General features: G+C 63.0%; 27 protein-coding genes. 14 read left to right on the top strand and 13 right to left on the bottom strand.

The genetic code is table 11. From position 1 onward, the window contains the following. Window positions 1-8: 8 nt before the first annotated feature. From VMI09_03285 to VMI09_03275, 3 genes are read left to right on the top strand one after another with little or no spacing between them, the layout of a single operon-like run. Window positions 9-1,193: a RidA family protein gene (locus VMI09_03285; protein HTQ23692.1), complete on the top strand. Its 1,185-nt coding sequence runs from the start codon at window positions 9-11 to the stop codon at window positions 1,191-1,193. 21 nt (window positions 1,194-1,214) lie between these two features. Beyond that, complete coding sequence (locus tag VMI09_03280) at window positions 1,215-1,718, top strand: MaoC family dehydratase N-terminal domain-containing protein (protein ID HTQ23691.1); 504 nt, start codon at window positions 1,215-1,217, stop codon at window positions 1,716-1,718. Next, window positions 1,715-2,143 (top strand): MaoC/PaaZ C-terminal domain-containing protein, encoded by a 429-nt coding sequence (locus VMI09_03275; GenBank protein HTQ23690.1) that lies wholly within the window; start codon window positions 1,715-1,717, stop codon window positions 2,141-2,143. The genes VMI09_03280 and VMI09_03275 overlap by 4 nt, the downstream gene beginning before the upstream one ends. A gap of 65 nt (window positions 2,144-2,208) precedes the next feature. Here VMI09_03275 and VMI09_03270 read toward each other — a convergent pair whose 3' ends face one another. Continuing rightward, window positions 2,209-2,820 (bottom strand): hypothetical protein, encoded by a 612-nt coding sequence (locus VMI09_03270; GenBank protein HTQ23689.1) that lies wholly within the window; start codon window positions 2,818-2,820, stop codon window positions 2,209-2,211. 335 nt (window positions 2,821-3,155) lie between these two features. On the opposite strand from VMI09_03270, the gene VMI09_03265 reads away from it, so the two are divergent. Continuing rightward, a complete protein-coding gene (locus VMI09_03265; protein HTQ23688.1) occupies window positions 3,156-4,763 on the top strand; it encodes an alkaline phosphatase family protein in 1,608 nt (535 codons plus the stop codon). A gap of 685 nt (window positions 4,764-5,448) precedes the next feature. Here the strand turns inward: VMI09_03265 and VMI09_03260 are convergent. Further along, a complete protein-coding gene (locus VMI09_03260; protein ID HTQ23687.1) occupies window positions 5,449-6,915 on the bottom strand; it encodes a DUF1329 domain-containing protein in 1,467 nt (488 codons plus the stop codon). Between the two features lie 365 nt (window positions 6,916-7,280). Between VMI09_03260 and VMI09_03255 the strand changes: the two genes are divergently transcribed. Beyond that, window positions 7,281-8,489, top strand: a complete 1,209-nt coding sequence (locus VMI09_03255) for a hypothetical protein (protein ID HTQ23686.1) — start codon at window positions 7,281-7,283, stop codon at window positions 8,487-8,489. 40 nt (window positions 8,490-8,529) lie between these two features. On the opposite strand, the gene VMI09_03250 is transcribed toward VMI09_03255, so the two are convergent. The 9 genes from VMI09_03250 to atpD are packed head-to-tail and all read right to left on the bottom strand — an operon-like array spanning window position 8,530 to window position 15,103. Continuing rightward, entirely contained in the window at window positions 8,530-9,390 is an 861-nt protein-coding gene (locus VMI09_03250; protein ID HTQ23685.1) for a FoF1 ATP synthase subunit gamma, read from the bottom strand. A gap of 34 nt (window positions 9,391-9,424) precedes the next feature. After that, window positions 9,425-10,951, bottom strand: a complete 1,527-nt coding sequence (locus tag VMI09_03245; protein ID HTQ23684.1) for a F0F1 ATP synthase subunit alpha — start codon at window positions 10,949-10,951, stop codon at window positions 9,425-9,427. Next, entirely contained in the window at window positions 10,935-11,687 is a 753-nt protein-coding gene (locus VMI09_03240) for a F0F1 ATP synthase subunit delta (GenBank protein HTQ23683.1), read from the bottom strand. The genes VMI09_03245 and VMI09_03240 overlap by 17 nt, the downstream gene beginning before the upstream one ends. Then, entirely contained in the window at window positions 11,684-11,929 is a 246-nt protein-coding gene (locus VMI09_03235) for a F0F1 ATP synthase subunit C (GenBank protein ID HTQ23682.1), read from the bottom strand. The genes VMI09_03240 and VMI09_03235 overlap by 4 nt, the downstream gene beginning before the upstream one ends. 13 nt (window positions 11,930-11,942) lie before the next feature. Continuing rightward, complete coding sequence (locus VMI09_03230) at window positions 11,943-12,611, bottom strand: F0F1 ATP synthase subunit A (protein ID HTQ23681.1); 669 nt, start codon at window positions 12,609-12,611, stop codon at window positions 11,943-11,945. Next, on the bottom strand, window positions 12,608-12,895 hold the full coding sequence (locus VMI09_03225) for an ATP synthase subunit I (GenBank protein HTQ23680.1): 288 nt from the start codon (window positions 12,893-12,895) through the stop codon (window positions 12,608-12,610). The genes VMI09_03230 and VMI09_03225 overlap by 4 nt, the downstream gene beginning before the upstream one ends. Beyond that, window positions 12,892-13,197 (bottom strand): AtpZ/AtpI family protein, encoded by a 306-nt coding sequence (locus tag VMI09_03220; GenBank protein HTQ23679.1) that lies wholly within the window; start codon window positions 13,195-13,197, stop codon window positions 12,892-12,894. The genes VMI09_03225 and VMI09_03220 overlap by 4 nt, the downstream gene beginning before the upstream one ends. A gap of 18 nt (window positions 13,198-13,215) precedes the next feature. Beyond that, a complete protein-coding gene (locus tag VMI09_03215; protein HTQ23678.1) occupies window positions 13,216-13,641 on the bottom strand; it encodes a F0F1 ATP synthase subunit epsilon in 426 nt (141 codons plus the stop codon). Window positions 13,642-13,651: 10 nt separating this feature from the next. Beyond that, window positions 13,652-15,103, bottom strand: coding sequence for a F0F1 ATP synthase subunit beta (gene atpD / locus VMI09_03210; protein ID HTQ23677.1), 1,452 nt, complete (start codon window positions 15,101-15,103; stop codon window positions 13,652-13,654). A gap of 250 nt (window positions 15,104-15,353) precedes the next feature. On the opposite strand from atpD, the gene VMI09_03205 reads away from it, so the two are divergent. Then, entirely contained in the window at window positions 15,354-15,785 is a 432-nt protein-coding gene (locus tag VMI09_03205) for a DUF2267 domain-containing protein (GenBank protein HTQ23676.1), read from the top strand. Between the two features lie 70 nt (window positions 15,786-15,855). On the opposite strand, the gene VMI09_03200 is transcribed toward VMI09_03205, so the two are convergent. After that, window positions 15,856-16,296: an OsmC family protein gene (locus VMI09_03200; GenBank protein ID HTQ23675.1), complete on the bottom strand. Its 441-nt coding sequence runs from the start codon at window positions 16,294-16,296 to the stop codon at window positions 15,856-15,858. Window positions 16,297-16,411: 115 nt separating this feature from the next. Next, on the bottom strand, window positions 16,412-16,873 hold the full coding sequence (locus tag VMI09_03195; GenBank protein ID HTQ23674.1) for a hypothetical protein: 462 nt from the start codon (window positions 16,871-16,873) through the stop codon (window positions 16,412-16,414). Between the two features lie 206 nt (window positions 16,874-17,079). Here VMI09_03195 and VMI09_03190 point away from each other — a divergent pair, with 206 nt between their 5' ends. The 8 genes from VMI09_03190 to VMI09_03155 all read left to right on the top strand — a co-directional run bounded on the left by VMI09_03190 (window position 17,080) and on the right by VMI09_03155 (window position 24,572). Then, the gene (locus VMI09_03190) at window positions 17,080-17,646 is read left to right on the top strand and encodes a hemerythrin domain-containing protein (protein HTQ23673.1); all 567 of its coding nucleotides are present in this window, start codon (window positions 17,080-17,082) and stop codon (window positions 17,644-17,646) included. A gap of 28 nt (window positions 17,647-17,674) precedes the next feature. Then, window positions 17,675-19,447, top strand: coding sequence for an acetate--CoA ligase (gene acsA / locus VMI09_03185; GenBank protein HTQ23672.1), 1,773 nt, complete (start codon window positions 17,675-17,677; stop codon window positions 19,445-19,447). Window positions 19,448-19,467: 20 nt separating this feature from the next. After that, a complete protein-coding gene (gene pdhA, locus VMI09_03180) occupies window positions 19,468-20,469 on the top strand; it encodes a pyruvate dehydrogenase (acetyl-transferring) E1 component subunit alpha (GenBank protein HTQ23671.1) in 1,002 nt (333 codons plus the stop codon). Then, window positions 20,466-21,470 (top strand): alpha-ketoacid dehydrogenase subunit beta, encoded by a 1,005-nt coding sequence (locus VMI09_03175; protein HTQ23670.1) that lies wholly within the window; start codon window positions 20,466-20,468, stop codon window positions 21,468-21,470. Before pdhA ends, VMI09_03175 begins: the two co-directional genes overlap by 4 nt. 7 nt (window positions 21,471-21,477) lie before the next feature. Next, a complete protein-coding gene (locus VMI09_03170; GenBank protein HTQ23669.1) occupies window positions 21,478-22,797 on the top strand; it encodes a dihydrolipoamide acetyltransferase family protein in 1,320 nt (439 codons plus the stop codon). Further along, the gene (locus tag VMI09_03165) at window positions 22,794-23,036 is read left to right on the top strand and encodes a phosphopantetheine-binding protein (protein ID HTQ23668.1); all 243 of its coding nucleotides are present in this window, start codon (window positions 22,794-22,796) and stop codon (window positions 23,034-23,036) included. The genes VMI09_03170 and VMI09_03165 overlap by 4 nt, the downstream gene beginning before the upstream one ends. 65 nt (window positions 23,037-23,101) lie before the next feature. After that, window positions 23,102-23,266, top strand: coding sequence for a hypothetical protein (locus tag VMI09_03160; GenBank protein HTQ23667.1), 165 nt, complete (start codon window positions 23,102-23,104; stop codon window positions 23,264-23,266). A 31-nt stretch (window positions 23,267-23,297) separates the two neighbouring features. Continuing rightward, a complete protein-coding gene (locus VMI09_03155) occupies window positions 23,298-24,572 on the top strand; it encodes an MgtC/SapB family protein (protein HTQ23666.1) in 1,275 nt (424 codons plus the stop codon). Window positions 24,573-24,586: the final 14 nt, after the last annotated feature.

Below are 24,586 nucleotides of genomic sequence, written 5' to 3'. Positions count from 1 at the left end.
AAACCGTGATGGAACGAATCGCGCTCAGGCCGGGTAATTTTCCCTGGTACGACTATTCGCGCTACACGTTCTCGCTCGGGCTTAGCGCCGGCGGGCGAACGATGCTCTCGGGCCACTCGGCTTCCGAGTATGATGCCGATACGCGCGAGATGGTTGTACGCGGAGGGATGCGCGAGCAGGCGCGCACCGCATGGGCAAAGATCGCCGCCATTCTCGAAGCCGGCGGCCGAAGCCTGGCCGAGGTCGTGCGCTTGGTCGAGTACGTCACGCCGGAAGGGATCGAGCGCTATGCCGAGGCCGCCGCGGTTCGCAGCGAATTGTTGGGCGACAACCGCCCGGCGGTCAGCATCGTGGTGGTGAACCGCCTGCTGCGGCCGCAAGCGCTCATCGAAATCGAAGTCGACGCGGAGCCCTCGGAGCCGCCGCCGAGCGCCGGGCGCGGATGGCCGCCGACAGCGGCGGCCGCGCGAGCTGCCGGCGGGGTGGTCTATCTTTCGTCCATTCTGCCGCTCGACGATGCGGGTGCGGTCATCGCGCCGGGCGATCTCATCGGGCAGGCGCGCGCAATTTACCGGCGCGCAGCGGGCATACTATCCGCGCTGAGTCTGGGAATGGACCGCGTGGTGAAGACGGTTGATTATCTCACGCCCGCCGCATTGCCGAACTACAGGAAGACCGGCGCGGTGCGCCGCCAATTCCTGGGGCCGGTTTATCCCGCCGCGACCGGAATCGTAATGAAGCGCGTCGGCTATCGGGACGCGATGCTCCAGGTCGATTTCATCGCGTCGCGCCATCCGCCGGCGGCGGTCAATCCCGGATGGACGCGCTATGCGGAGTTAACCTACAGCCCCGCTGTGCGCGCAGGCGAAATGCTTTTCATCGCCGGGCAGACGGCGCTCGATCCGCGTAGCGCAACCCCGATGCATCCGGGCGATGTCGCTGCGCAGGCCGCCTACGTGTATGACAACATCCTGCAAGTGGTCGCGGCGGCGGGCGGCGGTCCCGAACATCTGGTCAAAACCGTCGAGTACGTCACCGCAGCCGCGCTCGAGCGCTATCGCGAGGTGGCGGGCGTGCGCTCGCGGATGTTGCGGACGCCGTTTCCCGTGTCCACCGGATGCGTATGCGAAACCCTGCTGCGCCCGGAATATCTGATCGAAGTCGATGCGCTCGCGATAGTTCCCGCAGCCTAGTACCTAACGGAGCGTTCTCTAATCGACGCGCTGCTGACAGACGAGCTTCGAGGATGGATCGGGCGCGAGTTCAGTTATACGGCGCCCGAGGAGATCGGCCGCGCCTCGATCCGCTATTTCGCGCTGGCGATCGGCGACGAGAATCCGCTCTATACTGACGAGGCCTACGCGCGCGCCGCGGGCTATCCTTCGATCGTCGCTCCACCGACCTTCGTGTGCGAGACCAGCCAGTACGCGCATCGTCCGCCCGATTCCGACGGCTATGTGGGCCACACCTGGGACTTGCCGATCAGGAGCTGCCGTATGATCCGGGGCGGACACGACTACGAATTTTTCCGCTCAGTGCTGCCGGAAGATCGGATCACCGTCACCTGGCGGCTCGAGGATATTTCGGAGCATCGCTCCTCGCGAGGCGGGTCGATGCTGATCGTGATCTCCGCGGCGACCTACGCTAATCAACGCGGGGAACTTCTCGCGCGCAACCGCGAGACGCTTATTTTTCAGCCGCTTGAGGTTTCGCGATGAGTCAGCAGACAGAGGCTCTGCCCGCGCTGGAGATCGGCGGGCCGGTCCCGCCGCTCGAACGCACGCTGACCCAGGTGCGGCTGGTGGCCTACGGCGGCGCAACCTGGGACTGGCATCGCCTCCACTACGAACCGGAGTACGCCCGCGCGCGCAACATCGCCGGACCGATCGTTGACGGGCAGATGTTCGGCGCGCTACTGGCCGAAGCGCTGCTCGACTGGCTCGGGCCGCGGGCATTCATCCGGCGGATGAGCTTTCGTCTGCGCGCGATGGTATTTGCGGGCGAGACGGTGCGCTGCGAGGGCGAGGTGGCGTCGATCGTTACCGAAGCGGATCGCCACGTCATTCAAGTGGCGCAGCGCGTGCGCGTGGTCGACCGAGTCGCGGTCGAGCCGGCGAGTGCCGAGATCGTTATCGCGAGATAGTTGCCGCAGGACAACTGAAGCTGTTGTGATTTCCGCGACCAGGAAGCCAGGACTTTGCCCCGACTCTAAGATTTGGGTTCGGGCGGCGCCGGGAAGCATGGCAGCTTGTGCACCACCGCGTAACGGAAGGGCCGTTCGTTCCAGGTGAAAGTTCCGCCCGCAGACCCAAAGCCCATCTCCAGCGCATTCAGCTGATCCTGTTCCGTCACGTCGCGCGCGTCCGCCGGCGCATAGGCCACGAAGGCGGTCGAGTCTGCGGTAAGCTCGCTCTGCAGCGGAGGCTGAAAGTTCATCTTGGTGAAGTTGCTCGCGAGCTTCCATCCGCCGTCCTTCGTGTCCTGGTTCGGCATCGCCGCCCATGCCGGGTCGAGGTCAGTGCCGACCAGGCTCAACTCGCGATAGCGGGTGACGCCGGTCTTGTCGGTTTTCAATTCGACCAGCATCGGCACCTCCTGCGACAGTTCGTCGCAGACGTCGCTGTCGGGCGGAGGCATGTCCTTGTCCTGATGCGATTGATGCGAGGCCACGATGCCGCCCACGGCCAGATTGGCGACGCCGCTGCCGACCGCCTCGGCCGCCTGGATAGCCACCGGGGCGAGTTGAATTGCCGCCATCCAGCATCCACTGGCGACGACGGCGAGCGCGAAGGCTCCGGCCGTCAGTGCGGCTCGCTTCAACGTCGCGCGATGCGACACGCAGTTGATCTGAGCTCGTCTCGCACATCTGCGCCGGCCTGACCGCCGGCGCGAGAGCTGAGCTCCCCCCTCATCAGGCGCCACTTTAGCATTAGCGAGGCTGGTCCGCACGATAGCGGCTCGTGGCATGAGGCGGCTCCATGGCGAGGGCGGCGACCGGAACCAAAACCTGGGCCGATATGAAGATCGTTGATCGGGCGACGAGAGAAATGTGTGATACTCATGTGAGAGAATCTGTTCGCCAACGGCGCCTACCACCCATTCTCCTGAGCCTCGCTGCCGGGATCGCGCTATTCGTTGTTCAGGATTGCGCGTTCGTGGCCAAAACCGTTTCCACCGGCGGCGAGCAGCCGGTTCGTGTTGCGGTCGTGACCAAGGCCAAGGCCCCGCCGAACGAAGGCCCGCGGGTGATCGTTTTCTGCCTGGACGGAGCCGGCTATCCGCAATTGATGGAAGCCATTCGATCGGGCAAAGCGCAACGCATTGCGGCGCTCCTGGGCAAGGAGCAGGGCAACGGGTTGTTCGAGCATGGATATTCGGCGCCGGGCGTCTTGAGCGTGCTGCCATCGAGCACGGTCGCCGACTGGTCGGCGGTATTCACCGGCAAGCCGCCTGCGCAAAATGGATGGCCCGGCGACGAATGGTTCGACCGCGCGCATCAACGCTTCTATGCGCCCGTGCCGATCACCGTTACCCAGACGGCCGACTTCTCGGCGATGCTCAACGACGATCTAATCGGCTCGCAACTCAAGGCACCGACATTGTACGAGCGGCTGAAGCGCCGCTCTTATGTTTCGATGCTGATGGTCTATCGGGGCTCGACGCTGTTCACGACCGTGCCGCCCGCGACTTTCGCCGGCTTCGTCGGCAACCTGGTCGAGGGCAAGCTCGCCGGAGAGACCGCGCTCGAGGCTATCAGCAAGACGCTCGACCTGGACTCGACGAGCAAGCTTCTGCAAGCTATTGACGAGCATGGACTGCCGCGGCTGCAGATCGTTTATTTCCCAGGGATTGATATTTTCACGCACGCCTCGCCCGATCCTCTACATGCTCAGGTCAATTACATCGAGAATTCCACCGACCCCGCGGTGGGCGAGGTGCTCGACGCCTACGACAAACGCGGAGCGCTCCCCAACACCTTCGTAATTTTTGTCGCCGACCACGGTCATACGCCGACCTTGAATGAGACCAGGAATCGGCTGGGCCCGGACGATCCGGGCTCGCCTTTTGCCACCCTCAAGGCGGCCGGGTTTCGAGTCCGCAAGGCGTCGCTCACGGTGAGTAAGAGCGAAGAGGACTATCAGGCCGTGATCGCCTCGCAAGGCTTCATGGCGTACGTCTATCTCGCCGACCGCTCGACCTGCGCGGCCGCCGGGCACAAGTGCGACTGGACGAGGCCGCCGCGCTTTCACGCGGACGTGATGAGGGCAGTGCGCGCCTTCTACAAGGAGAATCAGGCCGGGCAGCCGATCCCGCAAGGCAAGGGCACTATCGATCTTATTTTTGCCCGCGAACCTGCCGAAGCGGACGAGGAGGCGGAGGCCTTCAAGATTTTCGACGGCCGCACGCTGGTTCCGATCTACCGCTATCTGCGAAGACATCCCCGGCCGGACCTCACAGATCTCGATGAGCGCATGAGATGGCTCGGAGAAGGTCCGTATGGCGGCCGCGCCGGCGATATAGTGCTTCTCGCCAAAGCCAGTTCTGCGATTCCGATCCAGGACAGATACTACTTCGCTGCCACGACGCACTACTCATGGCATGGAAGCGCGGATATGTCTGACAGCAATGTGCCGCTGATTCTGGCTCTTGAGGGCGGCTCCGGCGCCGCCATGCAACGGATCGTCGATGAAGTGAGCGAGGACGTTACGCTCTCCGAAATGGCCGTTACGCCGCTGGTGCTCGCACTGATCGGCCGTGAATAGGCCCGCTGCCGCGCCAGCTTGCGTCCCTTCGCGGAACCTTGCTTCGGTTGGGTATTCGGACGAAGGAAACTTCCGGCAGGTTCAGACGCTCATGCGACGCTTCGCGCGTGAGCGCGTTCGCGACTTGTGACAGCGACATACGCAGGCGCTGTTGGCGCATCGCCCGTGACCGCCGGTCGCGCATTCGATCACATTCGTGACGCTATTGAGCAATCCCTGCACCTCTGACGCCAGCGGCTCTTCCGGCAGCATTCCTACTGGCGTTGCGGCTTTGACCGAAAAGAGAGTGCCCGCGGTTCGCACAGCCTCTTTAGCTGTGCGTAAATTCGACAGCCACGAAAGAGTCGAAAATTGACCCGGCCGGATGAGGCTGACAGTTTTTGTAGACTTCTTCTTGTTCAAAGTCACGACAACCGATTGTTGCGGACGCCTGAGTTTCGCGTTCACCAAAATCAGCTTATCAATCTTGCGCGTGGCGACGGAAGCAAAATTTCATGCGTTGACCAGAAAAGATACGTGTTTGCGGCCCCTAACTTCAGAAGCAGTCTGACCAGTTAAAATAGAACGTGCAAAATAAAGCCTAAGCTAGGGCATATTCTGATGTGATTTATCGTCGCGCAAAAATACCCAGCTGTGGAAAATCGTTCGCCGCGGATCGTTTCATTCGCCGTGCGCCGTCGAAATTTCAGCGATGGAACTCCTCCAGTTTGCTGATGTCGAAGATTTTGCCCACCTGCTCGAGATTGACCGCCGGATAGCCGGTTCCGAAATCGGCAAATATCGTCGCGCGCTGATTGATGTAGTCGGTCGCCGTGATGCCTTCCAGCTGAGTCGAATCCACGCCGTGATTGATCTCCGCCCATTCTTTGTAATCTTCAGTCCACCGGGATGAATAGACGATCGTCTTCCACAGCTTGTGCTGACGGTTGAACGTTCCGGCCATCCACGGATGCCAGTTTTCGGCGTCCCAGAACATGACCACGCCGCTATACGGATGGTCGGGCTTTTTGGAGATGCGCTCGACCACCGCCATCCGGCGGATCGACCAGACGTCGTCGGGCAGATTGCCGTTGGGGCCGTAATAATGCCCGTAGTCGTTCTTGCCGTCCATCACAACCAGCATGTCCTTCCATCCGAGGAACTTGAAATTCCACTGCGCGATGCGGTCGGAGAAAGTGTAGAAATCCTCGTTGGTCTGATCGCTGCCGCCGAGCGAATCTTCCTTGACCTCAACCGAGACGCGGCGCACGCGCCGCGACTGCGGATCGTAGGCCCAGGCGTCGTCGGAGCGATGGGGATCGTTATAGCGGTAAGTGATAAAAACCTGGCCGCGCAGGTCGAAGGGCGAGAAGAAGCCGGAGAACTCCTTGTAATAGATGTCCTTGGCTTCGGGCAGGGGCAGCAGCCCGCCGGCGTCGGCGCGCGGCGCGAGATGGCTGAAGTAAACCCGCTCGTACAGGATGTTCGCGGTTTTGACGAACGTGCCGCCGCCGCCGAAGAACTTCGACGCTTCGCTCGGCAGCTTGCTCTTGTAGTCAACCCCGCTGATCCATCCCGCCGGCGGCGTCTCGATCACGTTGGGCGCCTGGCCCTGATGGCTGCCGCCGAAGCGGTCGTAGAGAAAGAGCACGCTGATGATGATTGGTCCGTAGTTCCACCATCGAGCCTCGAAATTCCACGCTGCCTTGTAGCCCGAGAGCGGATCGGAGGCGCTAAGCGATGCGTTGGCGAAGGGTTGTCCGCAGAAATAGTTGTCGATCGAGCCGTCGGCATTCATCTTGACCTGCGCCTGGTACTTCTCGGTGCAATCCATGTAGTCCCTGCGCGGCGTGTGATTGCGGGTCGCGATGATCTCCATGCGCATTTCCGGAAAATTATACTGCTCGACATAACCCGGCATCATGAACGGGCGAATCCGATCGAGATCCTTGGCCGTCAGGACGTCGCCGGGTTTGAAATCGGGCTTGGCGTCGCGATATTTCGCGAGCCACTGGTCGATGTCCGCGCGGGTGGTGTCGCGAGGATCCGCCGCACGCGCGAAGGCCGCGCATCCGGCGACCAGCGCCAGCGCAAGGCTCACGATCCCGCCCACGCGTATCAGTCGCGCACGCGCGCTGGAAACTATCACGGTCTTCGAAGAGTCGCTGCTCACGAATTCTCTCTCCCTCACGGAGTGCAAGGCAGGCCCGGACGCCCGAGCGGACGCTCGGGCGCGCGTTTTTTTGCACTCGATAGCTGACGGCTGGGCCGTTTGTTCTGTCTATGTTGCAGGCATTGGGCTCCGCGCCACCATCGAGCATAGGAAACAGCGGCGGCCGTTCGCAAACGGATCAGGCCACGCGCGCCGCCCTCGCAATGTCGTCGGACTGCCGGCCGGCGGCGTGCCGGGCGGGCGGCCCCGTTGCGGGCGGGCGCAAAACAGCCTGTACTGTAAGGGGGGGACGCATGATTACGCTTCGTTTTTCGTCCGGCCCGGGTTTGGCAACGAGGACCCGGGCTTCGGCTGAAAATTCCGCCGTGACGCTCGCTCTCTTCGTAGCGATGGTATTGCTGCCGCTATCGAACGCGCCGGCGCTTGCGCAAGGCACCTGCAGCGGGATGAGTCTCGGGAAACTTGCGAGCCTCAACGGGTTCGTTCCTTTCCCGCCGGATAATTTGTGGAACACGGATATTTCCAGCGCCAAGCTGGACCCGAACTCGGACAACATCATCAATTTCATCGGCGCTGGCGTGACGCTGCATCCGGACTTCGGCTCCGGTCTCTACGGTGGACAATCGATCGGCATTCCGTACCAGGTTGTGGGCGGCAAGCAGCCGAAAGTGGGGATACGGCTGGGCGCCTACGCCAGCGAAAGCGATCACCAGCCGTTGCCGATTCCGTACAACGCACTGATCGAAGGCTCTCCCGCGCCCGGCAGCGGCGATCGTCACGTGCTGGTGCTCGACCGGCACGGATGCTGGCTATACGAACTCTATAACAGCCATCGGCTGACGGCGCCCGACTGGAGCGCCGACTCGGCCGCCGTCTGGGACATGGCCGCCGACGAGCAGCGGCCCTATACCTGGACTTCGGCCGACGCCGCGGGATTGCCGATCTTTCCGGGTCTGGCAAGATACGACGAGGTCGCCGCCGGCGCGATCAATCATGCGCTGCGGTTCACCGTGCCGGTGACGCGCCAGGCGTTCACGCCGCCCGCTTCGCACTGGGCCTCCTCGAATACGAACTCCGACGCGCCGCCGATGGGCATGCGGCTGCGGCTCAAGGCCGATTTCGATATCTCGGGATTTTCGTCGGCCAACCAGGTGATCCTCACGGCGCTCAAGAAATACGGGATGATCCTCGCCGACAACGGCAGCGCCATTTATATCAGCGGCGCGCCGGACCCTCGATGGAACAACGACGACCTGGGCAACCTTAAGACGATCGCCGCGTCGAATTTTGAAGTGGTGCTGATGGACCCGGTTTACACCAGCTCTGACGTGCCCAGCGGTCCGCCTCCGATGATCGGCAGCTTCACGGCAAATCGCCGCTCGATCGCTGCCGGCCAGTCGGTAAACCTTAACTGGAGCGTCAGCGGCGCGAGCTACGACATTATCTCGCCGCTGGTCGGGCCGGTGCGGGGCACGAGCGTCAGCGTCACGCCGGGGGCGACGACGACGTTCATCCTGCGCTCGACCAACGAGTACGGGCGAACCAGCTCGAGCGTAACCGTCACGGTGCACTGAAGCGCCGCATCACGCCATGCAGTTCAAGCAACGGCGATATTCATCCGGAGGAGAGGGCTTCGGCGCCGCTTATCAGATCCAGGATCTCCGTCGTTATAGTTTCCTGCCGCAGGCGGCGCGCGAGGCTGGTAAGTTCCTTGGACTTGTTTCCGATGTTCTGATGGGCGGCCTCCATGGTCCGGAAGCGCGCCGAGTTTTCGCTGAAGAAGGATTGCATCGCCGCGTTCTCCAGCGCCGCGAAGAAATATTCGCCCACGATGTCGTCGAAGAGCCGGCGCGGGCGCAGATTGATCAGAGGCGGCGTTGCCGGGGCGGGCTCTTCGAGAACCGGCATTTCGAGCGGCAAAAGCCGATGCTGCTCGAGCCGCGATAGCTGACTATCTGCAAAGCGCGCGTAAATGACCTCGACTCCCGCGATCCGGCCGTCGCTGAACATGCGATAAAGTTCTATCGCGACCCGACCGGCCGCCGCCGTAACTCCCGCGCAGTGAGTAGCCATCGGGAGTACTATATCCGGGTTCAAACCGCGCTCGCGGCCTATCTGCGCCCCCCGCGATCCTACCACGATCAGCACCATCCGGCCTGCCCGATCGGCCAGGGTTCGGACCGCGGCGTTAAGGGGTTGTTCATTGAAGCCACCGCAGAGACCGTGCTCGGCGCAAAACACGATCAAGCCCGACTTGGCCGGCGCCGGCGCCGGCGTAACGGTACCGTCCGCGGGCAGCATCGTTGCGGCATCCGACAATGCCGCCCGGATCGTTTCCGAATAATGGCGGATTGGTTCGAGCGAGCGCAGCGCCTGTTGCATCTGCGAGGCCGCGATCGCGCGGATCGCCGAGACCACGTTGAGCAATTCGTCCAGCGACGCGATCCGCGTCGCAAGTTCCCTTTCCTGGGCCATCGTCTTGTCAGCGCCGGCAAAAGCCGCCCCGGCGTCAGGCGGTTTGTTCGACCAGCTCCGTGATGGCCGCCACGAGCGCCGAGCGTCCGCGGCTGTCGAGGTCGCCGGTGGCGTTTATTCGACCGCCCAGTTCGCGTCCCTGCGTCCCCAGCCATTCGCCGATCTTGGTTCGCAGTTCAGCCATCCGGTCTGCGGGAAGCCGGTCTATGAGCTTTTCTTCAATCGCCAGTAGCAAGGCTACCTGGTGCGCGAGGGAGAGCGGAGCGTATTGTGGCTGGGTCAGGATAGTTCGAATCCTGCGGCCGTGCTCGACTATATTGCGCGTGCGTTCGTCCACCATGCCTCCGAACCGGGTGAAAATTTCGAGTTCGAGGAATTGCGCGTATTCGAGCCGGAGCTTCTCGGCGAGCTGGCGCATCGCTTCCGACTGTGTCTTGCCGCCCACGCGAGAGACGCTTCGGCCGACATTCACCGCGGGCTTTTGTCCCTCATGGAACAAACGCGCGTCGAGAACGATTTGTCCGTCGCTGATGGAGATCAGGTTGGTCGGTATGTAGGCGGAGAGATTGCCTTCCTGGGTTTCCGCGATGGGCAGGGCGGTGAGCGATCCTCCCCCCCGCGCGCGGCTCAATTTCGCCGCGCGCTCGAGCAGCCGGGAGTGGATATAGAAGATGTCCCCAGGATAGGCCTCGCGCGCGGGCGGATTGCGCAGCAGCAGCGACAGCTGGCGATAGATCACGGCGTGCTTGCTGAGATCGTCGATGATCAGCAGCGCATCGCCGCCTTTTTCGGAAAAATACTCGGCCATCGTGCAGGCCGCGTATGGTGCGAGCCACTGGACGCCGGGCGGATCGTCGGCGGCGGCGAACACGAAGATGCAACGCTCGGGAGCGCCGTAGCTCCGAACCGCGTCGATTACCTGGTTGACCGACGACGTTTTCTGCCCGACCGCGCAGTAAACGCAAACGACCTCACTGTCGCGTTGGTTGATCATCGTTTCGATGGCCACCGCGGTCTTGCCCGTTTCGCGATCGCCGATGATCAGCTCACGCTGTCCGCGGCCAAGCGGCAGCATCGCGTCCACCACCAGGAGCCCGGTGTTGAGCGGGCTGTTGACGAGGTCGCGATCCACGATCGCGGGAGCCGGCCGCTCAACCGGCTGCACCGAGGCCGCCTCGATCGCCGCGCCGTCGTCGAGCGGCGCGCCGAGCGCGTTGACGATGCGGCCAAGAAGCTTCTCGCCGATCGGCACGCTTGCGACCGTGCCGGTTCCGCGCACGAGGTTGCCGGCCTCCACGCCGCCCGCGCCCAGCATCGCGCATCCAATCAGCTCCGGGTCGAGGGTGAGAACGATGCCCGCAACCGGCGCTCCTCCGTCCGAGCGCTCGAAGAGCAGCAATTCACCCAGCCGCGCGTCGGGCAGGCCGCGAACGCTCGCGACGTCGTCGCCGATCCGCCCGACCCGCCCAATCAGGTCGAGCCGAGGCTCAACCCTGAGCGCGCCTATCGCGTCGGCGGCCTTCTGCAGGCGGGCGCCGATTGACTCAGCGAGAATGTTCATCGCCGTGGAGTTCGTGCAGCGCCGCCGCCAGACTATCGCGCCAGTTGAAGCGCAGGACCGCGTGCGGGAGCGTGATAACGGCGCCGGCGATAAGCGCCGGGTCGGCGCTGAACGTGACGTCAGAGTTTCCGCCGAGCCGCTTGGCCAGTTGCTCACTCCATCGGGCCTGCTCCTGGGGCTCCAGCACGTGCGCCGTGGTTACCGAGAGGGAGCCTGCGCCCGGATTCAGAACGAGCCGCGCACGTTCTTGCCCGGGCAACTTATCGAGATAGTCGGTCACCCGCGCGAGAAACGGCTGTTCCATCGAGGGCATGGCCAGTTCGCGCAAGAAACGCTCGGCAAGGTTGGTTGCGAGCGTGACCGTTCGTTCGAAAAGTTCGTCGCCGGCTGCGACACGTTCCTCGTCAAGCCGTTTGAGCGTCTGCTCCCGGATTGTCTCCGCCTCCTTGCGGGCCTGCTCGATTATCTTTTGGCGCTCGGCTGCGACCTGTGCGCGCTCCTCCTCGATGATTTTCTGACGCTCGGCGTCAAGCTGGGCCTGCTTGGCCTCGAGTTCCTGCTTCAGCCGTTCGGCATCCTGCTTTTGCGCCGCAGCATCGGTCAGCGCGCGCGCGATTTCCTCCTTGCGCCGAGCGACGATCGCCTTGATGGGCTTGAACAGAAAGTGCTGCAGCAGCCACACGAGGACAAGGAAGTTCGCCGCCTGCAGCGTGAATGTCCACCAACTGAAATTCATCGCGCGGCAAACGGGTTGGCAAACAGCAGCAGCAGGGCGACTACCAGGCAGTAGATCGCCATCGTCTCGATCATCGCGAGGCCGACGAACAATGTGCGCGCGAGCGAGCCCGCGGCTTCGGGCTGGCGCGCGATCCCTTCCATAGCGGCCGCGATCGCGCGTCCCTCGGCGAGCGCCGGACTGATCGAACCGACCGCCACTGCGACCACCGCTCCGATTATGCTCAGCATCTGTACCGTCATCCCGAGACCTCCGTCACTTCGCAATAGTGCCGATACCGCCGCCGATATACACGGCGGCCAGGACCGTGAAGATGTATGCCTGCACCAGCCCGACCAGGATCCCGAACGCCATGAACGGAATCGGCACCAGCAAACCCGCCAGCGCCAGGATGATGGCGACCACCAGCTCCTCGCTCATCAGGTTGCCGAACAGGCGCATCGCCAAAGAGAATGAGCGCGTAATTTCGGACAGGATATTGAACGGAAGCATAATCGGGTTCGGTCTCAGATAACCCTTCAGATAGGGTACGAAACCCTGAAACCGAATCCCGTAAAAATGCACCGACAGAAAGACGATCGTGGCGAGCGCCGCGGGAGTCTCGAGCGAGGCCGTCGGCGGTCTGACGCCGGGCAAAACGCCGCACAGGTTAGCGACCACGAGAAAGATGAAGAGGGTCCCGAGCAAGGGCAGGAAGGGGCCCGCATCGCGATCGAGAGTTGACGCTATCTGCTCTTCAATTTCGAGAACGGCGGTTTCGATGACAGCCTGCGGGCCCTTCGCCACGACCTGCAGCGCGCGGGTCGCGATCCAGCAACCAACCGTCAGCACGGCCATCAATCCCCAGGTCGTTATAACCGTGCTGCTGATGGGTACGAAGCCGAGATGGAAGAGAACGGCCGTGCGTAGTGGGGATTCGATCATGGATTTTTTCCCATGGCGGTTCGATGTCTGTTGACCGCAACGATGCGGATCACCTGAAAGCCGGCCAAGGTCGAGAGCAGAGGCAATGCGCCCTGGCGCGCAGCGAGCGTGAAGATCGCGGCGGCCATGAGCAGGCGCGTTACATGGACCAGCGGAGCCTTCCAGTCGGCGCCCCCCGCGACATAAAGCAGCACGTTCCAGTCGAGCGCGGAAAAGAAGGCGATGCCCACGAGAGCGCCGAGCACGCCGTAGAGCAGAACTCGCAGGATAGCCGGGTCGGTCATTCGCTGTTCATCCTTTTCCACATCGCCCAGAAGCCGAAAGCGGCGCCGGAGAAGACCAGGGTTGCGCTCCAGAAAACGCCGCTGTTGAAAGTCCGGTCAAGCCACCGCCCGGCGAAGGCGCCGAGCAGAATTGGCGTGACCATGGTCCAACCGAAGCGGCCCATCATCGCCAGCGAACGTCCAAGCGGCCATTCGCCGGCGCGCAACCAATGCTCGCGTCTGCGGTGCGCGCGTTCGACCGCCTCCTCGAGTTCATCTTCTTCGCGCCGAGATTCCTCCTCGCCGGGTTCCTTGCGAGTCACGATGAGCGGCCTCGTCGCCTATTCCCGAGTCTTCGCCTTGACGGGCTGGTCCGCGGGCCGCAGATAGTGATAGATCTGGCGAATCGCGGCGTGCTCCAGCCGCAGCGCTCCAGCTCTCGCGGATTGCTCTTGCTCGACGTTCTTGATCATCGCCGAAAGAACCTGATTGCGCAGCAGCGCGAGATCTTCGTTGACGACCGCCTCGCGGGTCGCGATTTCGACAAGCTGACCCTCGCGGACGCGCAGCACGCCGCCGCGAACCGCTACATATTTCTCGGCGTTGCGCTCGTCGCGCCACCTGACCACGCAAATCGCAAGCGTCGTCAGCAGATCCGCGTGGCGAGGCTCGATTCCGAACGCGCCGCTGGAATCTTCGGCGCGAACGTAGCGCACCCGCTCCTGGTTGACCGCGACCTCGGTGGGCGTGGTGATCACGAGCTTCATCGGCATCCGCCTAGGCCTGCTCCTTGCGCATGGCGAGCTCTTTTTCGCGCGCGTCCTCGAACGTGCCGACCATGTAGAACGAGCTTTCTGCCCATTCGTCGCCTTCGCCCGACAATATCGCGCTGCAGCCCGCGATTGTATCTTCGACCGCGACCGATTTTCCCGGTACTCCCGTGAATTGCTGGGTGACCAGGAACGGCTGCGTGAGAAAGCGCTCGAGCCTCCGCGCGCGGGCCACGGTCCGGCGGTCCTCGGCGCTCAATTCTTCGACGCCGAGCAGCGAGATGATTTCCTGCAGCTCCCTGTAGCGTGCGATCGTTTGCCGCACGGCCTCGGCGACCGAGTAATGCTTCGCGCCCACGACTCGCGGATCGAGCAGTATCGAGGTCGAAGCCAGAGGATCGATCGCGGGGTAGAGCCCCTGCGCAGCCATATCGCGCGACAGCACGACCGAAGAGTCGAGGTGGCGGAAAGTTTCGACCACGGCGGGATCGGTAAAGTCGTCGGCCGGCACGTAAACCGCCTGGATCGCCGTCACCGAGGCGCCCGCGATGGACGCGATTCGCTCCTCCAGCTCCGCGATCTCGGTTGCCAGGGTAGGTTGATAGCCGACCTTCGAAGGCAGGCGCCCGAGCATCCCGGACACTTCCGCCCCGGCCTGGACGAAACGGAACACGTTATCCATCAGCAGCAACACGTCGCGGCCCATCACGTCGCGGAAATATTCGGCCACGGTCAAAGCCGTCATACCCACGCGCCAGCGCGCGCCCGGAGGCTCGTTCATCTGGCCGAAGATGAGCGCGGTGCGGCTCAGCACTCCGGATTCGCTCAGTTCAGTCAGAAGTTCGTGACCCTCGCGCGAGCGCTCGCCGATTCCCGCGAAGACCGAGATACCAGAATACTTTTCGACCGTGCTGCGGATCAGCTCCATGATGAGCACGGTCTTTCCGACGCCTGCGCCGCCGAACATCCCGGCCTTACCGCCCCGCGCAAGCGGGGCGAGAAGGTCGGCAACCTTGATACCGGTGCGGAAGACCTCGCGCTGGTGTTCCTGGCGGCTTATGGACGGCGAGCTCCTGTGAATCGGCCAGCGTTTGATTGCGGAGTCGAAGGGGCCGAGGTTATCGATCGGCGATCCGACCACGTTGATCAGCCGGCCTAGCACCATTTCGCCCACGGGAACCACAATCGGGCTGCCGGTCTGCCGGACCACCGCTCCGCGGCGCAGCCCTGCGGTGGTCTGCATAGCCACTCCGCGTACCGTTTTGCGGTCGAGATGCTCCTGCACTTCGATCACAAGTTGCACAGCTTGAGCATCACCGTCGGATTCGACGACGAGCGCATGGTAAATGGGCGGCAATCGCTGCGACGGGAACTCGACGTCGACCACTGAACCGCGAACCCGACTAACGGTTCCCGGCAGATCGGGGCCGGACACTGGGTTTTGAAGAGCTTCCTGCATGACATTGGAGATATGCGGCGTCCGTTACTCCACGGTATGGCAAAAGATCGGACGGCGCCGTTTCGAGTCGCCGCGACGAGCTTGTGACATGAAGCCTCGGTCCTGATTAGTCATGCGGTGTATCGGATGGCGCCAGCAAGGAAATGTGCCGCGTTGGTTCACGTCAAGCGGTGCAGACTTGTGCGGAGGAAAGCGACACGTGGGTCTGGCTCGCAGACGGCATGGTTAATGCTCTCCTCAGGTGCAACGGATGGATACGACCATGCAAGAAGAAAAATTCATACATTCCGTCGCCGAGCAATTGGCCATTGACAAGCAACAGGCGAGAAAGATCGTAGAGGCGATTTTTCACGAGCTCCGCGATCGGCTCACGCCCAAGGAGGCCGTGGACGCGGGCGCCCAGATGCCGACGGGTCTCAAGGAGATCTGGCTTGTCTCCGAGTCCCCGCAGAGGGCCGTCAGGCGCATCCACAAGGCGGATTTTATCCGCGAAGTTGCCGAGCGAGCCGAGATCCAGGAGGTGGAGGCGTCGCACGCGGTGAAAGCCGTCTTTCATGCCCTGCAGGTCCTCTTTCAGAGTCCGACCGGACAGGAGGGGGAAGCATGGGATATTTTCAGCCAGCTTCCCAAGGACCTCAAGAAACTGTGGATGGAGGCGGCGCGATCGCAGCAGCAACGATAAAGTCCGCATGCGCGGCGGCCGGGCGCTCGGAGTAAGACGGGTTTCATTAATCGCTTTATTCCGAACCCGGTCAGGATTCGGAAACCAGGATACGCGGCTCCAGCCGGACCTGAGCGGCGAGCGAAGCCGAAAGGAAGCACAGCTTCGCACTCCTCTCCAGCACCTTCGTGGCCTCTGCGGGATCGGAGCCGGCGGGCAAACCCAGGACCGGTCTCAGCACTATCTCGGTGATCCGAATGACGCCCTCCTTGCGCTGGAGGAGTCCCTCGCCGGTGATATGAATCGACGCGTATTCAAGCCTCGCTTCTGCCGCCACCGCACGAAGAGTAAACAGAAAACAACTTTCGACGGACGCGACCAGGAGCTGTTCCGGACTCCACGCATCCCCGGGGCCGTCGAACTCGACCGGCGGCGCCATGCGCAACTCGGGCGGCCCTCCAGCGGAGAGAGTCGCATAGCCGCCGGGGCCGTCTTTCAGGCTGACCTCGTATAGATGCGGGAGTGGCTTCATCGCTACCTCCGGTTTGCTCGTTCGGCGGCGCTGCAGGGCGAAGCGCGCTCACGACCGAGATCCGTCACGGCACCAAGACTAGCGCATTTCCGGCAGAGCGTCGCTCGAACCGAAATCAGGCGTGCTCCACCTTTTCCAGATGCTCCCGCAGTTTCATCGCCTGGTCGGTCATCTTTCTGTGGTTGGCCTCGCCGGTTTCGAGTTCAGCCTTGACCGCGTCCAGAGCCCCGCTCATCGCGCGGACGCGTGCTTTCTGCGTCTCGGCCTCCTGCTTGGTTTCAGTCTCCTGGCGGTTCAGATCCTTGAGCTCGTCCTGAAGGGTCGAGACGAGAAACGGGTCCGTTCGCAGGCGCACCAATTCGTCCACATGATCGTGCAGCGCTTTCGCTTCCGCACAAACCCGTTCGTGTTCACGGATCGCGGCCGACTGCTGTCTCAAGCTGGCCTCGATATCACGCCGGGACTGTTCCGCCTTCTCCCGGAGTTGCGCAACGTTCACGGCACCATGGATGGCGCTGTCAGTCAGCTTCCTCATGCTTTCCTGCAAAGCCCGGAGTAATGTTTCGTTGTTCTTCATGGCAGTACCTCGAGCAAGGTCTGACAGCATCAGTCGTGCCATAACTGGGCGGCAGACTCGCCGCGTCGGCAACCCGAGGCTCCTTCCTTGGCTGGGCGGAAAGGAAACATCGCTGTTGCCTCTGGAGTCAGTCTTCAAACATTGCGAATCGAGCACCGAAAGCGTGCCATGACGGACTAACGTTGGGTACCGTTTCGGCTTCCGCAATGAAGACAAACGTGCGGATGCGTGGCACAGGCCGTGCAAGCCAAGTCAGCGAAGCACTCGACGGGGCCAAAACAATGGACACCAAACAATTACCGCAAGCAGCGAGCAGAGAGTCTCAAATGAGGACCACCTTGGCCAATCTGGCTGAGGAGGATGCGCGGCTAAGGCTGCCGATCCTGGAAGCGGCCTCGATCGCGGCTCGGCTCTGCCTTGACCCGAGCGATCTCGAATTGCGTCAGAGGGCCGCCAAGATATGGGCGCGAATCGATTCCGTTATTGCCAGACACCTTAGCAAGGAGGAGAGCGCGGTGTTGCCGTGGGCCGAGTCGCTCAAGGACTTTCCGCATCAGCTGGTCGATCGCGCACGCAAAAAACACGAACAGATGATCGCCCTGCATGACATCATCGCCACGCACTCTTTTGAAAAGGGGCGGGACCAGGATATCGCAGCCGAGGCGCGAAATCTGTGCGTCTATGCCACCACCCTCGACGACCTCATCGCCGGCGAGGAACGCGATCTCTTCCCGGTGATGCGCCGGGTGTTGTTCCGTCACCCGCAGAGCTGAGCCCGGGTGCAGCTCTACGAGGCCACGCGTGACCTGGAAGACCATTGAGAAGCCGCGGCAAGGCTGGGCGATCGTACCGAATCTGGTCGACTACGAGCGGACGCGGACGGCGTTCTCGTGGCGGACCGCCCGCGCCGCGCTCGACGGACTTCCCGGCGGCGGGTTGAATATCGCCCACGAGGCGGTCGACCGGCATTGTGCCGGGCCGCAGCGCGATCATCTGGCGCTGCGCTGGCTGGGCAAACGCGGGGAAGTGCGCGACTTCAGCTACGCGGACCTGGCCCGGTTCACCAACCGCTTCGCCAACGTGCTGGCCCGGCTCGGCTTGGAGAAGGGGGAGCGCGTGTTCCTGCTGGCGGGCCGTATTCCCGAGCTCTACATCGGCGCGCTCGGCACCCTCAAGGCGGGTGGAGTCTTTTGCCCGTTGTTCTCGGCGTTTGGCCCCGAGCCGATCCGTCAGAGAATCGGCATCGGCGACGGACGGGTGTTGGTAACCACGGCAGCGTTTTATAAGCGAAAGGTCGCGGAGCTGCGGTCATCGCTCCCCGGTTTGCGCCACGTGCTCTTGCTTGGGACGCCGGAGGAAATTCGCGCAATCCCCGGCACGCTCGACTTCGAGCGGCTGATGAATGAAGCCGACGATCATTTCGACGTCTGCCGTACCGGCCCCGCGGATCTGGCCCTACTCCATTTCACAAGTGGAACGACCGGAAAGCCCAAGGGAGCGATGCACGTGCACGAGGCGGTTGTCGCTCACCACATGACCGCGAAATACGCCCTCGACCTTCATCCTGAGGACATCTTCTGGTGTACGGCCGACCCTGGCTGGGTAACCGGAACCTCTTACGGCATCATCGCTCCGCTCACCCACGGCATCACCAGCATAGTCGATGAAGCCGAATTCGATGCCGAGCGCTGGTACGCAATTCTCCAGAATCAGCGAGTCAGCATTTGGTACACCGCGCCAACCGCGGTGCGCATGATGATGAAGGTTGGCGTCGACGTGGTGCGCAAGTACGACCTCGGGCGGCTGCGTTTTGTCGCGAGTGTCGGCGAACCGCTCAACCCGGAGGCGGTCGTGTGGGGACAGACGGCATTCGGCCTGCCGATCCACGACAACTGGTGGCAGACGGAAACCGGCGGCATCATGATAGCCAATTATTTGGCCATGGATATTCGTCCCGGTTCGATGGGCCGCCCGCTGCCGGGTATCGACGCCTCGATCGTCCGCCGCCGCAAGGACGGAACCGTCGAAGAACTGACCGAAGCCGGAATCGAGGGCGAGCTGGCTTTGCGTCCGGGATGGCCCGCGATGTTTCGCGGCTACCTCAACGAAGAAGAACGCTATCGAAAATGCTTCGTCGGCGGCTGGTATCTCACCGGCGACCTGGCAAAACGTGATTCCGACGGCTACTTCTGGTTCGTCGGCCGCGCCGACGACGTGATCAAGTCATCCGGCCATTTGATCGGCCCCTTCGAGGTCGAAAGCGCGCTGATGGAACATCCCGCGGTGGCCGAGGCCGGCGTTATCGGCAAGCCCGATCCGATCGCCGGGGAAACGGTCAAGGCGTTTGTTTCGCTGAAGCCGCCGTTTGTCCCGGGCGAGGAGTTGCGGCTCGAGTTGCTCGGCTTCGCGCGAAAGCGTCTGGGAGCGGCGGTAGCTCCCAAGGAGATTGATTTTGTCGCGAGCGTGCCCAAGACGCGCAGCGGCAAAATCATGCGCCGCCTCCTGAAGGCGCGCGAACTCGGTCTGCCCGAAGGCGATACTTCCACCCTGGAGGGCGAGCCGGGCTCCGCCTGACCCGCGTTCGGAGCAACCCGATGGCTCTGGAAACCGACTTGACGCAGCCCGCGCTGGAGCGGGATCGCGCGCTCGCGCGCTTGCGCGAGATGCTGCGGATCCGCCGCTTCGAGGAGAAATGCGCCGAACTCTACAGCGCCGCCAAGATCCGGGGCTTTCTCCATCTGTATATCGGCGAAGAGGCGGTCGCGGTCGGGGCGCTGAGCGCTCTCGAAGCCGACGACGCGATCGTGGCGACTTACCGCGAGCACGGACATGCGCTGGCTCGCGGAGTCTCCGCTGCTTCGATCATGGCCGAGATGTTCGGCAAGCGCGAAGGATGCAGCCACGGCCGCGGCGGTTCAATGCATCTGTTCGACGCTACTGCCCGCTTCTATGGCGGTAATGCGATCGTCGGCGGCGGACTGCCGCTGGCGGTCGGATTGGCGCTGGCGGACAAGATGCAGGGCCACGCGCGCGTCACAGCATGTTTCTTTGGCGAGGGCGCGGTGGCGGAGGGGGAATTCCACGAGAGCATGAATCTCGCGGCGCTGTGGAAACTGCCGGTCGTCTTCTTTTGCGAGAACAATCTCTATGCGATGGGCACCGCGCTCAAACGCTCCGAATCCGAGGTCGACCTGAGCCTCAAGGCGGCGAGCTACGAAATTCCGGCGTGGCCCGTCGATGGGATGGACGTTATCGCGTGTGAGGACGCCGCGCGCAGGGCGGTTGCGGCCGTGCGCGGAGGCGCCGGCCCGTATTTCATCGAATTCCGCACCTACCGGTTTCGCGCGCACTCGATGTACGATCCGCAGTTGTATCGCTCCAAACAGGAAGTCGAACAGTGGAAGACGCGCGATCCCATCGCAACCTTCCAGGCGCGCTTGTCCGAATCGGCGCTGCTGAGCGAAGCCGACCTCAAGGCGATCGAGGATGACGTCGCGCAGGAGATCGCCAAATCGGTCGAGTTTGCCGAGGCGGGAACCCTGGAGCCAGTCGAGGACCTGACCAGGTTCGTGTATTCCGAAAGGACGCCGTCATGAGTGCGGACGTGACGCCCCCCAACCGCACGACTTATCGCGAGGCGATGCGGCAAGCGATCCGCGAGGCGCTCCTGCGCGATCCGCGCGTGTTCCTGATGGGCGAGGACGTTGGCCGCTATGGCGGCTGCTACGCGGTGAGCAAAGGATTGCTGGAAGAGTTCGGCCCCGAGCGGATCCGGGACACGCCGCTCTCCGAATCGGCCTTCGTCGGCGCCGGGATCGGCGCCGCACTGGGAGGGATGAGGCCGATCGTCGAGATCATGACCGTCAATTTCAGCCTGCTCGCGCTGGATCAGATTGTGAACAACGCCGCGACCATCCTTCACATGTCCGGCGGCCAGTTCAATATTCCATTGGTTATCAGAATGACTACCGGCGCCGGACGCCAGCTCGCCGCGCAGCACTCGCACAGTCTCGAGGGTTGGTATGCGCATATCCCGGGCATCAAAATACTCACTCCCGCGACGCTGGAAGATGCGCGCGGCATGCTATGGACAGCACTCCAGGACCCGGACCCGGTGCTGATTTTCGAACATGGCACGCTCTACAACCTGGAAGGCGAGTTGCCGGCGGACGCCAGCGCCGTCGCTATTGACAAGGCTGCGGTGCGCCGGCCCGGCGACGACGTAAGCCTCATCACCTACGGCGGCACGCTGGGCAAGGCGCTGCAGGCCGCCGAGGAGCTGTCGGCCAAGGGCATCGATGCCGAAGTCGTCGATCTCCGCACGCTGCGTCCGCTCGACACGGCAACCATCCTGAATTCGGTTACCAGAACGCATCGGGCGGTGATTGTCGATGAAGGATGGCGCAGCGGCAGTATCTCGGCCGAGATCAGCGCGCGCATCATGGAGGGCGCATTTTACGAACTTGACGCTCCGGTTGAGCGGGTTTGCAGCGCCGAAGTGCCGATGCCGTACGCCAAACATATGGAAGAAGCGGCGCTGCCCCACGTCCATACCATTGTCGAAACCGTGAGCCTCATGATGGGTGATCGTGGCTGAATTTCGCATGCCCGCCTTGGGTGCCGACATGGAGGCCGGCACTATCCTCGAGTGGCTGGTCAAGCCCGGCGACGCGGTCAAGCGCGGAGACATCATCGCCGTGGTCGATACGGAGAAGGCCACGGTCGAGGTCGAAGTTTTTGATACCGGGGTCATCCAGGAGATTATTGTCCCGCTGGGAGAGAAGGTTCCCATAGGCACTCTTCTCGCCCTGATCCGCAGCGATGGCGAAGCTGCTGTGCCGTCGGCGCCAAAGCCGACGCCTGCCGCCGCAGTGGCAAAAGTCACGGCCGCTCCGACAGCCGCCCCGCCCGCCGCCGCCAAGCCGTTGCGACCGCAGGCGCCGCCTCGCGCGGAGAGGCCTGCGCAATTGCCGACGCCGCCCGCCGCGCCTGGCCGGTTGCGCATCTCGCCGCTTGCCATGCGCGCGGCCGTCGAACTGAAAGTGGACCTTTCCAGCGTGAAGGGAACGGGGCCTCACGGAGCGATCACCAGGGCCGACGTCGCGCGGGCAGCCAAGGCGCCCAAGGCGCCGCCGCCCGTCCCGCCAACCGCCGTGGCACGGGCGCCGGTCCCTTCAGCGGCGGCGCCCGCAGCGGCAGGGGCGCCGGAAATATCCGCGGCTGCCACCCAACGCAGGGCCGCCATCGCGCCCGAGGAGCGCCGCGAAGCGATGCGCAAGGTGATCGCGGCGGCGATGGCGCGCTCCAAGCGCGAAATTCCACACTACTATCTGGGGACCCGGGTCAACATGGGGCGCGCGATGACCTGGTTGCAGGCCTATAATCTCCAACGCCCGGTGACCGAACGCTTGCTCTACTCAGTCCTTCTGCTCAAGGCCACTGCGCTCGCGGCGCGGCAGGTACCGGAAATGAACGGCTTTTGGGTGGACGGCGCATTCAAACCCGCTGGGGCTGTTCATGTCGGCGTCGCGATCTCGCTGCGGCAGGGTGGCCTCATCGCGCCGGCGATTCACGATATCGACAAGAAGCCGCTCGACGAGATCATGGTCAACCTGAGGGACCTGGTAAAGCGCGTACGCGCGGGAGTGCTGCGAAGTTCCGAGATAGCCGACGCCACTATCACGGTGACCAGTCTCGGCGAAGAGGGCGTCGAAACCGTCTTCGGGATAATCTATCCGCCGCAGGTTGCGCTGGTGGGATTCGGCAAAATCACCGAACAGGTGTGGGCGGCCGATGGGATGCTTGGCGCGAAGCCGACCGTGATGGCGACGCTCGCCGCTGACCATCGCGCCAGCGACGGCCATCGCGGAGGTCTTTTCCTCGCCGCCATCGACCGCATTTTACAGGAGCCGGACGAGCTGTGAGCGACGACGAAATCAAGGCGATGGTCCTGCGGGAGTTAGGCAAAATAGCGCCCGAGGTCGAGTCTGAAATCGATCCGGCGACCGATTTACGCGAGCAGATCGATCTCGATTCGATGGACATGCTCAACCTGATGATTGCGATTCACGAGACGACGGGAGTGGATATTCCCGAATCGGACTATCCGCAACTGGCGACTCTAGGCGGTTGCGTCTCGTATTTGCGCACACGCATCAAATGATCCAGATTGACTATTCGAGATAATAGCCATTTCTGCGATAGCCGCGTTTAAGAGGATTGGCGGACGTGAGCGAATACCCGAGCTACGACTACCAGGGTTATACGGTCAGGAAAAACCCCGCCACCGGCAGGTGGGAAATCCTCTGGAAGGACACCGTCGAGGCGATGGATTTTCCGCGTTCTGCTGACGCCGAGCAATGGATCGACGATCAGATGCCGCTGAACAGATGAACCGCAGCCGCCGCGAGTCATCGGATTCCGCGTGATCCTTCCCGGAAATTACGGCCTGATCGCACGTCTCGCCGTCGCCCTGGCCATCGGGCTCCTGATCGGCCTCGAACGAGGATGGGAGCGGCGCGAGCTTCCCGAAGGCCAACGCGCGGCCGGTTTGCGCACCTTTGGACTGATCGGACTTCTGGGCGGCGTCACCGCACAGGTAGGCGGGTCGCTGCACGGGATAGTTATGGCCGTAGCTGCGGCGGCAGTCAGCGCGTTCATGGCGTTAGGCTATTCGCGCGAGCCATGGCGCGGCCAGGACGTGAGCATCACCGGCCTCGTCGCCGCGCTTTTGACGTTTTGCCTGGGAGCGCTCGCAGGCGCGGGTGAAACGACGGTCGCATCCTCGACCGCGGTGGTCGTGGCGTTGCTGCTCGGCTTCAAGCCCGAGCTTCACAGCATCCTCCGGCGTATCGAGCGGTCCGAACTGTTGGCGACGCTGCGCCTGCTTCTGATTTCTGTCGTGCTGCTTCCGGTGCTGCCCAACGCCGGCTTCGGTCCGTGGCAGGCCTTCAATCCTTATCGGACGTGGTGGATGGTGGTGCTGGTGGCCGCGGTTTCATACGTCGGTTACTTCGCGATCAGAGTCTTCGGCGAAAGGCGCGGACTTCTGATGACCGCGCTTTGCGGCGGCCTCGTTTCATCGACTGCCGTCACCGTGAGCGTGGCGCGCCGGGCCAACGACCAAAGCGCGAGAGCCGACCTGCTGGCCGGTGCAGTGGCAGTCGCGACCGCGACCATGCTTCCGCGAATTCTGGTAGTCGTTGGCGTGGTTTCGCTGGCTCTCGCCCGGGCGCTGGCCATCCCGGTGCTGTCGGCCGGCTTGCTGACGCTGGCCGCGGCGGCATGGTTTTCGAGCCGCAGCGCAACGGCGACTGAGAGCGAACGGGGCGACGAACCGAGTAATCCGCTCGATCTGAGACTGGCGCTGAAGTTCGGCCTGTTTCTCGCAGTGACCATGATCCTGGCGCAGGGCGCGAATCAGGAGCTGGGATATAAAGGGATCTACATACTGGCCATCCTGGCCGGTCTGGTGGATGTCGACGCGATAAACCTCTCGTGCGCGTCGATGGTTAGCCAGGGCCAGTTGCCGATCGGCGCAGCTGCGGACGCGGTGCTGTTGGCAGCCGCGACGAACACACTTCTAAAGCCGCTCATAGCTGTCAGTGTTGGCAACGTGCGGTTGGGTTGGCGTGTGATCGCGACGGTGGGGGCCGCCTTTGCCGGCGGCGCCGCAGGACTTTTGCTGTTGGCCCGGTGAACGCGTGATCGCGG

This window comes from Candidatus Binataceae bacterium (assembly GCA_035500095.1).
Lineage (GTDB): Bacteria > Desulfobacterota > Binatia > Binatales > Binataceae > JAKAVN01.
The sequence above is the reverse complement of the archived record's forward strand: the minus strand, read 5'-3'. Positions and strand labels throughout refer to the sequence as shown.